This is a genomic window from Chryseobacterium sp. 2P, assembly GCF_059579425.1.
The window spans coordinates 3,322,403-3,335,483 of record NZ_CM184194.1 but is presented as its reverse complement, the minus strand read 5'-3'; the positions used below and the strand labels follow the sequence as shown (position 1 = coordinate 3,335,483).

The following is a 13,081-nucleotide window of genomic DNA, read 5'->3' as shown; positions in this document are numbered from 1 at the left end:
AAAAAACCTCATAACTTTGTTATGAGGCTTAAGTGAGCGCGAAAGGATTCGAACCTTTGACCGTCCCGATTACAATCGGGATGCTCTATCCGGCTGAACTCTCAATTAGCTTTTTAATTTTGGAACTGCTTTTCCATGATTTTATTTCCCTTTCTCTTTTATAAGCTTCAATTTTAGAATCAAAATTTTCAGAATAAACAATCATCCAGTCTTTAGCTTTTGAAGTAAATCCTCTATGATCCGATAAATGTTTCCTTAATCTTTCCTGTAAAATTTCACAGGAATGTCCAACATAATATTTATGTAAAGATTTAGAAAAAAGAATATAGCAGTAGCACATAAATTAATGTAAACAAAAAACCTCATAACTTTGTTATGAGGCTTAAGTGAGCGCGAAAGGATTCGAACCTTTGACCGTCCCGATTACAATCGGGATGCTCTATCCGGCTGAACTCTCAATTAGCTTTTTAATTTTGGAACTGCTTTTCCATGATTTTATTTCCCTTTCTCTTTTATAAGCTTCAATTTTAGAATCAAAATTTTCAGAATAAACAATCATCCAGTCTTTAGCTTTTGAAGTAAATCCTCTATGATCCGATAAATGTTTCCTTAATCTTTCCTGTAAAATTTCACAGGAATGTCCAACATAATATTTATGTAAAGATTTAGAAAAAAGAATATAGCAGTAGCACATAAATTAATGTAAACAAAAAACCTCATAACTTTGTTATGAGGCTTAAGTGAGCGCGAAAGGATTCGAACCTTTGACCGTCTGCTTAGAAGGCAGATGCTCTATCCAGCTGAGCTACGCACCCTAAAATTGTCGGGGCGGCAGGATTCGAACCTGCGACCTCCTGGTCCCAAACCAGGCGCGATGACCGGACTACGCTACGCCCCGATTGAGGTCATCTTATTAACAAGAATTACCTTGTTTTTTGTGGTTGCAAATGTATAAACTTTTTTTGAATTATGAAAGTAAAACTGAAATAATTTTTGGTTAATTTTTTTAATGCCGTTTTTCATTACCTTTACCTGTTTCAGAACCATTATTTTAGATAAAACTTAAATGAAAAATAAAGTTTTCCTTTTTTTTCTTCTTTTGCTTGTGATTTCATTTGTCTCTAATTTTTATATGGAGCAAAACCTCTGTAAAGCTTTTTCTACGATACAAGCTAAAAACATAAGAACTTTAGAACATCATTCCAATAAAAATTTCTATCAATACGGAATTGAAAATATAGGTGAAAATTTACAACAGGAATTGTTAGAAATAAAAATTGATGAATGCAGACTGAATGTCAGAAAAGATTTATTTTACATATTTCAGGATAAAGTTGTTTATATCAGAAATGGTAAAAAATGCTTGATGATAATGGTTGGTTATCATTTTTCTGAATCTGTTTTTTATATCAAAGGATTTCAGAGCATCTAAATTCATAACTCGGAGGAAAAAAATGCATGATCTGAGATTTAAAAAATAAGTTAAGTGGATGACCATTAATAAGTTACATATAATTGATTGGTATGACGATATTATCACATCAATAGTTTCGTTTGAAAAGGATGTATATTTATTTCATTGTATTCACAAAAACTTTAGGACTCATGAGAAAACGTATTATTGCGTGAAGATCGATGAAGAATCATTTTTACGAATTGAATAAATTGTGATAAATCTTAAGACCTTTAAGAAAAAAGAGTGGAAAATTATCAATGAGATTTTTACAAGTAACAATAAAAAAGAGAATGCTTTTTTAGTAAAATCAATATCTTTATTAAGAGGTGGAAATATTGTTTTTCATGAATTAGAAGCTTCGGATTCCTTAATCAAAATTAATTTTCCATTTGATGTTTCTGTTCTGTATGACGTTTGAGTGATGTAGATTGGCAGTAACGCATAAAGACTAACATAAACAAAAAACCTCATAACAAAAAGCTATGAGGTTTTTGTGAGCGCGAAAGGATTCGAACCTTTGACCGTCCCGATTATGATCGGGATGCTCTATCCGGCTGAACTCTCAATTAGTTTTTGAATTTTGAAAATGCTTTTCCATGATTTTATTCCCTTTCTCTTTTATAAGCTTCAATTTTAAAATCAAAATTTTCTGAATAAACAATCGTCCGGTTTTTAGCTTTTGAAGTAAATCCTCTATGATCCGATAAATGTTTCCTTAATCTTTCCTGTAAGATTTCGCAGGAGTGACATAATATTCATTTAAAGATTTAGAAAAAAAGAATATAGCAGCAGCACAAAAACTAACATAAACAAAAAACCTCATAACAAAAAGCTATGAGGTTTCTGTGAGCGCGAAAGGATTCGAACCTTTGACCGTCCCGATTACAATCGGGATGCTCTATCCGGCTGAACTCTCAATTAGTTTTTGAATTTTGGAACTGCTTTTCCATGATTTTATTCCCTTTCTCTTTTATAAGCTATAATTTTAAAATCAAAATTTTCTGAATAAACAATCGTCCGGTCTTTAGCTTTAGAAGTTGCACAAAAACTAACATAAACAAAAAACCTCATAACAAAAAGCTATGAGGTTTCTGTGAGCGCGAAAGGATTCGAACCTTTGACCGTCCCGATTATGATCGGGATGCTCTATCCGGCTGAACTCTCAATTAGTTTTTGAATTTTGGAACTGCTTTTCCATGATTTTATTCCCTTTCTCTTTTATAAGCTTTATTTTTAGAATCAAAACTTTCTGAATAAACAATCGTTCGGACTTTAGCTTTAGAAGTTGCACAAAAACTAACATAAACAAAAAACCTCATAACAAAAAGCTATGAGGTTTCTGTGAGCGCGAAAGGATTCGAACCTTTGACCGTCCCGATTATGATCGGGATGCTCTATCCGGCTGAACTCTCAATTAGTTTTTGAATTTTGGAACTGCTTTTCCATGATTTTATTCCCTTTCTCTTTTATAAGCTTTATTTTTAGAATCAAAACTTTCTGAATAAACAATCGTTCGGACTTTAGCTTTAGAAGTTGCACAAAAACTAACATAAACAAAAAACCTCATAACAAAAAGCTATGAGGTTTCTGTGAGCGCGAAAGGATTCGAACCTTTGACCGTCCCGATTATGATCGGGATGCTCTATCCGGCTGAACTCTCAATTAGTTTTTGAATTTTGGAACTGCTTTTCCATGATTTTATTCCCTTTCTCTTTTATAAGCTTTATTTTTAGAATCAAAACTTTCTGAATAAACAATCGTTCGGACTTTAGCTTTAGAAGTTGCACAAAAACTAACATAAACAAAAAACCTCATAACAAAAAGCTATGAGGTTTCTGTGAGCGCGAAAGGATTCGAACCTTTGACCGTCCCGATTATGATCGGGATGCTCTATCCGGCTGAACTCTCAATTAGTTTTTGAATTTTGGAACTGCTTTTCCATGATTTTATTCCCTTTCTCTTTTATAAGCTTTATTTTTAGAATCAAAACTTTCTGAATAAACAATCGTTCGGACTTTAGCTTTAGAAGTTGCACAAAAACTAACATAAACAAAAAACCTCATAACAAAAAGCTATGAGGTTTCTGTGAGCGCGAAAGGATTCGAACCTTTGACCGTCCCGATTATGATCGGGATGCTCTATCCGGCTGAACTCTCAATTAGTTTTTGAATTTTGGAACTGCTTTTCCATGATTTTATTCCCTTTCTCTTTTATAAGCTTTATTTTTAGAATCAAAACTTTCTGAATAAACAATCGTTCGGACTTTAGCTTTAGAAGTTGCACAAAAACTAACATAAACAAAAAACCTCATAACAAAAAGCTATGAGGTTTCTGTGAGCGCGAAAGGATTCGAACCTTTGACCGTCCCGATTATGATCGGGATGCTCTATCCGGCTGAACTCTCAATTAGTTTTTGAATTTTGGAACTGCTTTTCCATGATTTTATTCCCTTTCTCTTTTATAAGCTTTATTTTTAGAATCAAAACTTTCTGAATAAACAATCGTTCGGACTTTAGCTTTAGAAGTTGCACAAAAACTAACATAAACAAAAAACCTCATAACAAAAAGCTATGAGGTTTCTGTGAGCGCGAAAGGATTCGAACCTTTGACCGTCTGCTTAGAAGGCAGATGCTCTATCCAGCTGAGCTACGCACCCATTATAAAGTTGATTCCCGCTTAGTTAGTAAATAAACGCGTTAAAAAAGTCGGGGCGGCAGGATTCGAACCTGCGACCTCCTGGTCCCAAACCAGGCGCGATGACCGGACTACGCTACGCCCCGAAAAGATATATAGAAAAGCGGAGGGTAAGGGATTCGAACCCTTGCGACACTTTCGCGTCGACAGTTTAGCAAACTGCTCCGTTAACCACTCCGGCAACCCTCCTGTTTATCTTATTTTTTAATGATCGTTGTTCCTTTATTGCGAGTGCAAATATAGAACAGATTTCTTTATTTACCAAATATTTTTCAAGAAAAATTTGTGTATTTTTGAGGTAATAAACAACAAAAAAAGTAAACAAATGCGTAATACATTATATATCATCGGATTAAGTTCTTTGATTTTTTCCTGTACTTCTCAGCAAAATGCTAAAAAAAAACAGTACATCCCGAGAACTCCCGCAGTACAGCCGAAAACTGCCACTCAGACTTCGGGTAATGATAAGCCAAAACCTAAAATTACTTCTGAACACGGAGTAGAATTTTTTACAACCAATATTGCAGATATTACTAAAAATGATAACACGGCAAGTTATGGTTCTATCGTTTCAGCAAAACCTGCAGGTTATAAAGTCGTGAAAACTTATTTCCCTGCAATTGCACAGAATTTCAGACAACGATATTTAATTTTGCATTATACGGCTTTACCGGATGATAAATCCATTACCGTATTATCTCAACAGGCGGTAAGTGCACATTATTTGGTAAATAATACAGGAGATAATGAAATTTATCAGTTGGTAGATGAAAATAAACGTTCATATCACGCCGGAGTAAGCGCGTGGAGAGCCGATAAAAACCTTAATGATACTTCCATCGGAATTGAGATTGTAAATTCAGGATTCACTACAGACGCTGCAGGAAAGAGAACTTTTATGCCTTTTGATGAAACTCAGGTAAAAAAAGTAGCCGCTTTGGTGAAAGATATTGTGGCGAGATATAATATTCCGGCAACCAATATTCTGGCACATTCAGATATTGCCCCTACAAGAAAACAGGACCCGGGACCTTTATTTCCATGGAAAAAATTATACGACGAATACCAGATCGGAATGTGGTATGACGATGCCGTGAAGCAAAGTTTCTACGATCTGGCGACATCTACGGATTTTCAGTCAAAATACAACGATCCGACGTTTATTTTTAATGTTCAGACGCAGCTGCAGAAATTCGGTTACGCATTGGATCTGAGCGGGAAATGGGATGATGCTACCAAAAAAACAATAGAAGCATTTCAGTATCACTTCCGTCCGCAGAATTATGACGGAATAATGGACGCGGAAACCTTCTCCATATTGCAGGCTTTAAACGTAAAATATCCTACAAAATAAATAAGGAAAGCGCATCGGTTTCGGTGCGTTTTTGCTATCTTTAAAGTCTCAAAATAATTAAAAAATCTGTAATGGAAAATTTCAGGAAAGAAAGTGATTTGCTGGGAGTATTAGAGGTTCCGGTGAATGCTTATTATGGAGTACAGACGCAAAGAGCGATTAATAATTTTAAAATTTCAGGACAGCTTTTATCTTCATATCCGGAGTTCATCAAAGGATTGGCTTTCGTAAAAAAAGCGGCGGCTAAAACCAATTATGAACTGGGTCTGCTGGATGAAAATCTATATTTTACCATTGCTGAAGTTTGTGATGAATTAATCAACGGAGAACTGCACGATCAGTTTCCGGTGGATATGATTCAGGGCGGGGCAGGAACTTCCATTAATATGAATGCCAATGAAGTAATTGCCAACCGTGTTCTGGAAAAATTAGGGAAAAATAAAGGGCAGTACGAATTCTGTTCACCCAACGATCACATCAATCTTTCCCAGTCTACCAACGATGCGTATCCTACGGGAATTAAAATGGGACTGTTGCAGATGAACATCTCTCTTGTAGAAAAACTGGAAAAAATCGTTGAAGCTTTCAGAGCCAAAGGGAAAGAATTTCAGGATGTCATCAAAATGGGAAGAACGCAGCTTCAGGATGCGGTTCCGATGACTTTGGGACAGGAATTTGAAGCCTTTGCCGCTACTTTGGAAGAAGATATTTCTAAATTAAATAACAATGCTAATCTTTTCGTAGAAGTTAATATGGGAGCCACTGCGATCGGGACAGGAATTAACGCTCCGGTTGGATACGCAACACTCTGCGCGAAAAATTTAGCGCAATTAACAGGTTTTCCTATAGTTTCTGCACCGGATTTGGTGGAAGCTACACCAGATACGGGTTCTTATGTGATCTATTCCTCAGCTATGAAACGTCTTGCTGTTAAATTATCAAAAATCTGTAACGATTTGAGATTACTTGCTTCAGGACCGAGAGCCGGATTATCGGAAATCAATTTACCTCCGATGCAGCCGGGATCTTCCATTATGCCGGGAAAAGTAAATCCTGTGATTCCGGAAGTGGTGAATCAGGTTTGTTTTAAAGTGTTCGGAAATGATCTTACGGTAACTTTCGCAGCAGAAGCAGGACAGTTACAGCTCAACGTCATGGAACCTGTGCTTTCTCATGCGATCATGGAAAATATTCACTTTTTAAGCAATGCTCTGGATACGCTTCGAGAAAAATGTATCGTCGGAATTACAGCAAATAAAGAGGTTTGCCTGAACATGGTGAAGCACAGCATCGGAATTGTAACGGCTTTAAATCCTTACATTGGCTATAAACAATCGACAGCGATTGCCAAAGAAGCTTTGGAAACAGGAAAAAGTGTGTATAATTTAGTGTTGGAAAAAGAACTTCTTTCTCAGGAAAAACTGGACGAAATTCTTGATCCTAAAAATATGCTGAAACCGCACAATAAATAAAAATAACGGTAAGCGATACCTGATGTTTGACTAAGAATACGACTTTTTTTATCAGGTATCGCTTATTATTCATCACCAATATCTTTCTTTTGAGATTTTTAATCATCATTCCTGCGCATAACGAAGAAAACAATCTTCCTTTTACATTAGATTCTTTACAACAGCAGAGTTTTAAGGATTTTAAAGTCGTGGTTGTTAATGACGGTTCTACAGACGGAACTTCAGAAGTCATCAGAAAATACACAGATCAAGATTCCAGATTTGAAACAATTAATCTTCAGAAATCTGCACATCAACCCGGTTCCAAAGTCGTTAATGCTTTTAAGAATGGTTTAAATACTGAGAATATAGAGGATTTTGAGATCATCTGCAAATTTGATGCGGATGTCATTTTACCTGAAAATTATCTTGGAACGGTAGAAAATGCATTCAGAAATAATCCAAAATACGGCTTGGTCGGCGGTTTACTTTACGTTGAAAAAGACGGAGAATGGATTTACGAAGGAAATTCCAACAAACATCATGTTCGAGGTCCGATGAAAGCGTACCGTAAAGAAAGTTTTATCCAGATGAAAGGCATTCGGGAAACATTGGGATGGGATAATATTGATGCCATTTTGCTGGAAAATCTGGGCTGGAAAGAAGTTGTTCTGCCGGAACTTCACGTGAAATTAATTAAAGTAAAAGGAGCAGATTATACCATAAAACCCGCAGATTATTACGGGAGATATTTTTATTTTTTAGGACTGAACCGGTTTTTAGCCTACATCGCTTCCTCAAAAGAAGCCGCGAAAAGCAAATCGGCTGCATTTTTCTTTTCAATCATTAAATCATATGAAAAGTGCCGTTCTCAAAACTTAGAACTGAAGATTTCAAAAGAAGAACAGAAAGCCATCAACAATCAGCGTTGGAATATGCTGAAGAAAAAATGGCTTAAAATGTAATGAATTAAATAAAATGTTGTTGTCCGCAATTCGTCACTATTAAAAAAACTTTGGGTTCTTTGCTGAGTGAAACGCCTTTGCGAGCTTAAAAGCAGTTAATGTTTAAAAACTCTTACGAACTTTGCGTTAAAATTAAGCATTATGATTAATTAAGTATAAGCAAAAATAGAATCTATTCAATAGAAACGGATTTTAGTCCGTTTAACAAAATATAAAATTAGCCCAAACTTTAGAATTTTGAAAAAAATAGCCTACATAGAAATTGATACCCACGCCGAAATTGCTCAGGATTTCATCAATGTAATGAGCGGTTCCGGAGAATTTACCGTAGATTATTATTTTTCAAAAAAAATAAAAGATCAGATCATTGAATCCGGAGAGAATATTTTTCTGTCGGACAGTTCCATGATTTTGGATCAGCTGAATTTAAAAAAATATGATGTAATTATCATCGGAACGGTTCACCGTTATTTCAACACCTTTCTTGCCATTGTAAAAAAATACAAAGCTTCCGTGATCGTTCACAATATGAACTTTATGAAATCTTCAAAATTCAGTCTTATCAAAAGTATTTTTAAAGAAGATCAGATATACAGACTGAAATTGTTGTGGAAAGAAGGTTTGTTAAATGCATCGAAAGTTTATCAAAAAGCAGAAAAACTTCTGCTTTTGGATGAAGAACTGAGTTCTGAAAGATATACATTCTTGCCTCTTTTTTACACTAAAAATTTTAAAAAGCCGGAAAATAATGTGTTAACCATTGTTATTCCGGGTGGAGTTTCCCAGCAAAGAAGAGATTATAAAAGAGTTTTTTCAATCATAAACAATCTTGAAAAGTTAAATGAACATTCAGATCCTGAAAATAAATTTATTCAATTTGTCTTTTTAGGAAAAGCAAAAAATGAAGAATTAAAAGAGATTATTGATCTGGAACGGTCATTGAAATATATCCATATTACCTATTTTTCAGAGAGAGTTTCTCAAGCCGATTTCGAAGACTGGATGCAGAAAGCGGACGTTTTGTGGTGTCCTATTCAGCAGAAAACCAAGTTTTTCGGTCAGGAAGAAATTTATGGCAAAACAAAAATGACGGGAAATCTCGGTGACGCCATTAAATTCGGAAAACAGGCTGTTTTTCCTTCAAATTATGCTTCAAAATTAGATTTTATTGTTCCTGAGCAAAAAGATATTCTGGAGCAGTTTAAATCACTCAAAAACAGTCAGTTCGACTTTCAAAAAGAATTCAATAAAAAATCTGTTCAGCAAAAACTCGAAAAGCTTCTAAAAGAGTTGATTTCTATTTAAATTTAAAAATACTTTTAATAAAATTTTTGTTCAGATAATCTTCTATAGGGAAAATTTTGGTGAAATAATTTCCGATAAAGATCAGTATAAGAACAATAGCAGGTTTGTAAATCATGTTGATGAAATTACTGTCGAAATTCGGTAAAACAATCGCAACCGTAACTGCTAAAGTACAGATAATGGATACAAAAATCATCTCAATCGTTAATGGGGACACTTTAAACATCACATAGTTGAAAATAATCTTAATGACATTGTAGGTGGTAAGAGAAATCGCAGTAGACAAAGCAATTCCGCTTAATTTCAGTTCTGTATTTTTAATAAAATAAAGATTCAGTCCAATGGTAAGTCCCGCCAGTAAAAGCATGACAACAATATTGAATTTATAATATTTTGAAAGGGAAATGATATTTCCGTTAAAACCTGTCGCTAAATCTACCAGAACGGCTGATCCCCAGATCCATACAACCGGTTGATATTCTCTCAGAAGAATTCCGTTTTTCGGCATAAAATACGTTAAATAAGGAAATCCTACCACGATGCAGGAAAACAGAACAGCCCCTAGAAAATAAAGCGTAAGCGATGTTTTTTTATGAAATTTATCTAAACCTTCCATATCGCCGTCTGCAAGATTTTTGCTGATAATGGGCGCAGAAACATTAAATAATCCGAGCTGTGGAATAGAAATCAGGGAAATCAAGGCGTAAAGGGTAGCATAAATTCCGTTTTCCTCCATTCCCAGATATTCGCCGATCATTAAGCTGTTGATGGCCAAGTAATTTCCGAAAGTTCCTAAAAAACCGAAAAAACTGTAGTTGAAAAATTCTTTCCAGAAACCATCTTTCTTGAAATAATCTGTACTGAAATCCAGATTGATTTTGTCCAGTTTATTGGTATAACGGATATATCCGAAAAGCATTAAAGCAAAAATTCCGAAGAAAAAGGCAAATGCAATTTTCTGTGAGGCAGCAAAGTAGAAAAAAAGACAGAAGGCTCCTAAATTGGCAATTTTCGGAAAAAGATTGTCAAAAATATTAGAAACTACAATTCTCTTGTAATTGGAGGTGTATTTGTTGAAAATCGCACAGAAAGAAAGGATAAGAACCAGCGGTAAAATGATTTCTTTCGCTCTCCAGGCTTCCGTAAGTTTAAATTTGGGATAAACATACGGCAGGATGAAAAATATTAACGAAAAAATAAGAAAATTAATAAAAACGGCAAGTAAAGAAAGAGAAAGCATATTCTGCTTTTTACCATCCTGATCCACTTTATGAAAAAACTTTACATTGGAATAGGAAATTCCCATTACTACAAATGGAACTAAAAATTCCGCGCTGGGAAGAATATACCGAAGTTTTCCGTAAAATTCAAAGTCGTTCGGAAAAATAAAAATTGCGGAAACCGTTCCCAGTAAAAAACCAATATATCCAATGATGGAATATTTAAAGCCCTGCCTTGCTACTACGCTCATCTTTTATTAGTTTTTTGGAATAAAAATAATATTGTTGATGTATTCCGTTTTATTTTTTTCGTCGCTGATATTTTTTAAAAGAATTTCTTCCGTTAATTTTTTAAGCTCAAAAGTGTGCCTGTTCAGGTAGTTTGCATCATAACCCCACGATTCAACTTCTGAAATTTCATCCCAAATCGGAGTCTGGTGGTGTCTCTGTTCCATTTCCACCATTAAAGTCGGAGAAAACTTACTGATGATTTGTTTTGCTCCTTTAAGGGTTTTCATTTCATTACCTTCCACATCAATTTTAATAAAATCCAGTTTTTTGAAATGTTCAATGGCTGCCCATTCGTCCAGCTTTATCACTTTTACTTTTTCGGTATAGCTTTTTTCTTCGCCTTTTTCTTTATAATCGGTGTTCAGAGTACCTCTTGAAGCAACCATTTTTCCGTTAATCACCGGAACTTTAAACTCTGCGGTCGTGTTTTCATCAGAAAGCGCCAGAGGAAAAATGCGCATTGCCGGAAATAATCTTTTCAGGCGGCGGTATAGTTTTTTATTGGGTTCAAAAGCATAGATGTTTTCATGATCCAGCTTGTTTTCCAGTTGATAAAGGAAAGTTCCTACATTGGCTCCGATGTCGAGAATAACAGCATTTTTAGGCAAAAACTCTTTAATCCAGACCAGTTCCGGCTCTACATTCCGCGACGAAAAATTATCTTTGGTAAGATTATTTAAACTTTTAAAATATCTTTTTTTATAAAAATTCGGGCTTATATATTGCAGCTTCTCAGCGATTCTTTGGTACAGAGACATTGTAAGGTTTTTGGACTAATCAGCAAATATAAGAAAAATGGTTAAAACAATGTTAAAATAATAAGATTGTAAATATTTGATATTTAGTGTTTTGTGCATTTTTTTTAATTTAGATTTAATTTTAAATCAGCTCTTTTGTTTTTCAGCAGTATTTTTCATATTTTTCTAATGGCTTGTATAATAGCGGATTGGAATGAAAAAAGTAAATGATTTTAAAAACTCTTAGTATTTATCCATTAAAAACTTTCGTCAAAAATCCGTAACTTTGCCACCTACTAAAATTTTTTATGGAGAGTATTAAAGTTCACGACAAAACTTTCGTTCCTTATCTGGAGGATGCCGAGATTCAGGAGATTGTAAAAGCTACGGCTTTAAAGATTTATGAAGATTATAAAGATGAAGTTCCTGTTTTCATAGGTGTTTTGAATGGGGTAATTATGTTCTTCTCAGACCTTCTGAAGCATTATCCCGGACCATGTGAGATTGCTTTTATCCAGATGAGTTCTTATGTGGGAACAGAATCTACAGGAATTGTTTACCAGAAAATGGAGCTGACAAAGGATGTAAAAGACCGCCACATCATTCTGGTAGAAGATATTGTAGATACCGGAAATACAGTAGAAAGTCTGTTCAAGTATTTTAACGAGACACAGCGCCCGAAATCTGTAAAAATAGCTTCATTCCTTTTGAAACCAGAAGTGTATAAGAAAGATTTCAAGCTGGATTATATCGGGAAAGAAATTCCAAATAAATTTGTTTTAGGATACGGTCTGGATTATGATGAATTAGGAAGAAACTTACCTAATCTGTACCAGTTGGAAGACGGACAAATCAATCATTAAAACGCTGTTGGCTATTAGCTGATAGCTTTTAGCTTAAAAGTAAAATAAAGTAATAAATTTAATAATAACTTAAAAACAGCTAAAAGCAGGAAGCAGCCAAAAAAAGCAATGCCGATTGCCGGAAGCAAAACAACATTATGATAAACATCGTTCTGTTTGGTCCTCCAGGAAGTGGAAAAGGAACACAAGCACAAAACCTGATCGAGAAATTCAATCTGAAACAAATCTCAACAGGTGATCTTTTCAGATTCAACATGAAAAATGATACCGAGCTTGGAAAGTTGGCAAAATCTTACATTGATAAGGGAGAATTGGTTCCGGATCAGGTAACAACAGATATGCTGATCGATGAGATCAGCAAACCAACCGATGCAGCAGGATTTATTTTCGACGGTTATCCGAGAACAGCAGTTCAGACGGAAGCGTTGGAAAAAATAGTGAAAGAAGAACTGAATGATGAAATTGATGTATGCCTTTCTTTAGTGGTTGAAGATTCAATTTTGGTAGACCGATTATTGAAAAGAGGAGAAATCAGCGGAAGATCAGACGACAGCAATGTGGAGATCATCCAAAACAGAATAAAAGAGTACTACACAAAAACAGCAGAAGTAGCCGAACTGTACAAGCAGCAAGGCAAATATGTAGAGATCAACGGTGTCGGAGACATCAATGAAATCTCTGAAAAACTTTTCGCTGAAGTAGAGAAGTTTCAAAAGTAAAAATTTTTGATTCAAGGTTCAAAGTT

11 protein-coding genes and 15 tRNA genes are annotated in these 13,081 nt (G+C 34.9%); 7 read left to right on the top strand and 19 right to left on the bottom strand.

Annotated elements, in window-relative coordinates:
- Positions 1-33: 33 nt before the first annotated feature.
- The 6 genes from AC52CF_RS15180 to AC52CF_RS15155 all read right to left on the bottom strand — a co-directional run bounded on the left by AC52CF_RS15180 (position 34) and on the right by AC52CF_RS15155 (position 898).
- Positions 34-103: transfer RNA gene (locus tag AC52CF_RS15180), tRNA-Thr, on the bottom strand.
- Entirely contained in the window at positions 86-340 is a 255-nt protein-coding gene (locus AC52CF_RS15175; RefSeq protein ID WP_214588964.1) for a GIY-YIG nuclease family protein, read from the bottom strand. The genes AC52CF_RS15180 and AC52CF_RS15175 overlap by 18 nt, the downstream gene beginning before the upstream one ends.
- A 47-nt stretch (positions 341-387) precedes the next feature.
- A tRNA-Thr gene (locus tag AC52CF_RS15170) sits at positions 388-457 on the bottom strand.
- On the bottom strand, positions 440-694 hold the full coding sequence (locus tag AC52CF_RS15165) for a GIY-YIG nuclease family protein (protein ID WP_214588964.1): 255 nt from the start codon (positions 692-694) through the stop codon (positions 440-442). Before AC52CF_RS15165 ends, AC52CF_RS15170 begins: the two co-directional genes overlap by 18 nt.
- A gap of 47 nt (positions 695-741) precedes the next feature.
- Positions 742-815 (bottom strand) — tRNA-Arg (locus tag AC52CF_RS15160).
- Between the two features lie 8 nt (positions 816-823).
- Positions 824-898, bottom strand: a tRNA-Pro gene (locus AC52CF_RS15155).
- A gap of 168 nt (positions 899-1,066) precedes the next feature.
- Between AC52CF_RS15155 and AC52CF_RS15150 the strand changes: the two genes are divergently transcribed.
- Complete coding sequence (locus AC52CF_RS15150) at positions 1,067-1,432, top strand: hypothetical protein (protein ID WP_214588965.1); 366 nt, start codon at positions 1,067-1,069, stop codon at positions 1,430-1,432.
- Positions 1,433-1,950: 518 nt separating this feature from the next.
- Here the strand turns inward: AC52CF_RS15150 and AC52CF_RS15145 are convergent.
- The 11 genes from AC52CF_RS15145 to AC52CF_RS15095 form a co-directional block, all read right to left on the bottom strand.
- A tRNA-Met gene (locus tag AC52CF_RS15145) sits at positions 1,951-2,020 on the bottom strand.
- A gap of 282 nt (positions 2,021-2,302) precedes the next feature.
- Positions 2,303-2,372 (bottom strand) — tRNA-Thr (locus tag AC52CF_RS15140).
- A gap of 178 nt (positions 2,373-2,550) precedes the next feature.
- Positions 2,551-2,620, bottom strand: a tRNA-Met gene (locus AC52CF_RS15135).
- A gap of 178 nt (positions 2,621-2,798) precedes the next feature.
- Positions 2,799-2,868, bottom strand: a tRNA-Met gene (locus AC52CF_RS15130).
- Between the two features lie 178 nt (positions 2,869-3,046).
- Positions 3,047-3,116: transfer RNA gene (locus AC52CF_RS15125), tRNA-Met, on the bottom strand.
- Positions 3,117-3,294: 178 nt separating this feature from the next.
- A tRNA-Met gene (locus tag AC52CF_RS15120) sits at positions 3,295-3,364 on the bottom strand.
- 178 nt (positions 3,365-3,542) lie between these two features.
- Positions 3,543-3,612: transfer RNA gene (locus tag AC52CF_RS15115), tRNA-Met, on the bottom strand.
- A gap of 178 nt (positions 3,613-3,790) precedes the next feature.
- Positions 3,791-3,860, bottom strand: a tRNA-Met gene (locus AC52CF_RS15110).
- A 178-nt stretch (positions 3,861-4,038) separates the two neighbouring features.
- Positions 4,039-4,112 (bottom strand) — tRNA-Arg (locus AC52CF_RS15105).
- A gap of 49 nt (positions 4,113-4,161) precedes the next feature.
- Positions 4,162-4,236 (bottom strand) — tRNA-Pro (locus AC52CF_RS15100).
- Between the two features lie 18 nt (positions 4,237-4,254).
- A tRNA-Ser gene (locus AC52CF_RS15095) sits at positions 4,255-4,339 on the bottom strand.
- Positions 4,340-4,475: 136 nt separating this feature from the next.
- Here AC52CF_RS15095 and AC52CF_RS15090 point away from each other — a divergent pair.
- The 4 genes from AC52CF_RS15090 (at position 4,476) to AC52CF_RS15075 (ending at position 9,225) form a co-directional block, all read left to right on the top strand.
- On the top strand, positions 4,476-5,504 hold the full coding sequence (locus AC52CF_RS15090; RefSeq protein ID WP_214588967.1) for an N-acetylmuramoyl-L-alanine amidase: 1,029 nt from the start codon (positions 4,476-4,478) through the stop codon (positions 5,502-5,504).
- A gap of 71 nt (positions 5,505-5,575) precedes the next feature.
- Positions 5,576-6,976: an aspartate ammonia-lyase gene (gene aspA, locus AC52CF_RS15085; RefSeq protein WP_496517335.1), complete on the top strand. Its 1,401-nt coding sequence runs from the start codon at positions 5,576-5,578 to the stop codon at positions 6,974-6,976.
- A gap of 89 nt (positions 6,977-7,065) precedes the next feature.
- A complete protein-coding gene (locus AC52CF_RS15080) occupies positions 7,066-7,920 on the top strand; it encodes a glycosyltransferase family 2 protein (protein ID WP_496517334.1) in 855 nt (284 codons plus the stop codon).
- Between the two features lie 237 nt (positions 7,921-8,157).
- A complete protein-coding gene (locus AC52CF_RS15075; protein ID WP_496517333.1) occupies positions 8,158-9,225 on the top strand; it encodes a hypothetical protein in 1,068 nt (355 codons plus the stop codon).
- Here AC52CF_RS15075 and AC52CF_RS15070 read toward each other — a convergent pair.
- Both AC52CF_RS15070 and AC52CF_RS15065 read right to left on the bottom strand, forming a co-directional pair.
- Positions 9,218-10,696 carry a lipopolysaccharide biosynthesis protein gene (locus tag AC52CF_RS15070; RefSeq protein WP_235131469.1) on the bottom strand — a complete coding sequence of 493 codons (1,479 nt, stop codon included), beginning with the start codon at positions 10,694-10,696 and terminating at the stop codon, positions 9,218-9,220. The two genes, AC52CF_RS15075 and AC52CF_RS15070, sit on opposite strands and share 8 nt — an antisense overlap.
- A 6-nt stretch (positions 10,697-10,702) precedes the next feature.
- Positions 10,703-11,494: an FkbM family methyltransferase gene (locus AC52CF_RS15065; protein ID WP_336731511.1), complete on the bottom strand. Its 792-nt coding sequence runs from the start codon at positions 11,492-11,494 to the stop codon at positions 10,703-10,705.
- A 287-nt stretch (positions 11,495-11,781) separates the two neighbouring features.
- Here AC52CF_RS15065 and hpt point away from each other — a divergent pair, with 287 nt between their 5' ends.
- Positions 11,782-12,336: a hypoxanthine phosphoribosyltransferase gene (gene hpt / locus AC52CF_RS15060; protein WP_076392149.1), complete on the top strand. Its 555-nt coding sequence runs from the start codon at positions 11,782-11,784 to the stop codon at positions 12,334-12,336.
- A 137-nt stretch (positions 12,337-12,473) separates the two neighbouring features.
- Positions 12,474-13,055: an adenylate kinase gene (locus AC52CF_RS15055; RefSeq protein WP_496517332.1), complete on the top strand. Its 582-nt coding sequence runs from the start codon at positions 12,474-12,476 to the stop codon at positions 13,053-13,055.
- Positions 13,056-13,081 lie beyond the last annotated feature (26 nt).

Bases quoted from the DNA above. Each gene is read 5' to 3' on its own strand.
- aspA (WP_496517335.1), top strand. From the start codon at position 5,576: ATGGAAAATTTCAGGAAAGAAAGTGATTTGCTGGGAGTATTAGAGGTT.
- AC52CF_RS15165 (WP_214588964.1), bottom strand. From the start codon at position 694: ATGTGCTACTGCTATATTCTTTTTTCTAAATCTTTACATAAATATTAT.
- hpt (WP_076392149.1), top strand. From the start codon at position 11,782: ATGGAGAGTATTAAAGTTCACGACAAAACTTTCGTTCCTTATCTGGAG.
- AC52CF_RS15055 (WP_496517332.1), top strand. From the start codon at position 12,474: ATGATAAACATCGTTCTGTTTGGTCCTCCAGGAAGTGGAAAAGGAACA.
- AC52CF_RS15070 (WP_235131469.1), bottom strand. From the start codon at position 10,696: ATGAGCGTAGTAGCAAGGCAGGGCTTTAAATATTCCATCATTGGATAT.
- AC52CF_RS15175 (WP_214588964.1), bottom strand. From the start codon at position 340: ATGTGCTACTGCTATATTCTTTTTTCTAAATCTTTACATAAATATTAT.
- AC52CF_RS15150 (WP_214588965.1), top strand. From the start codon at position 1,067: ATGAAAAATAAAGTTTTCCTTTTTTTTCTTCTTTTGCTTGTGATTTCA.
- AC52CF_RS15090 (WP_214588967.1), top strand. From the start codon at position 4,476: ATGCGTAATACATTATATATCATCGGATTAAGTTCTTTGATTTTTTCC.
- AC52CF_RS15065 (WP_336731511.1), bottom strand. From the start codon at position 11,494: ATGTCTCTGTACCAAAGAATCGCTGAGAAGCTGCAATATATAAGCCCG.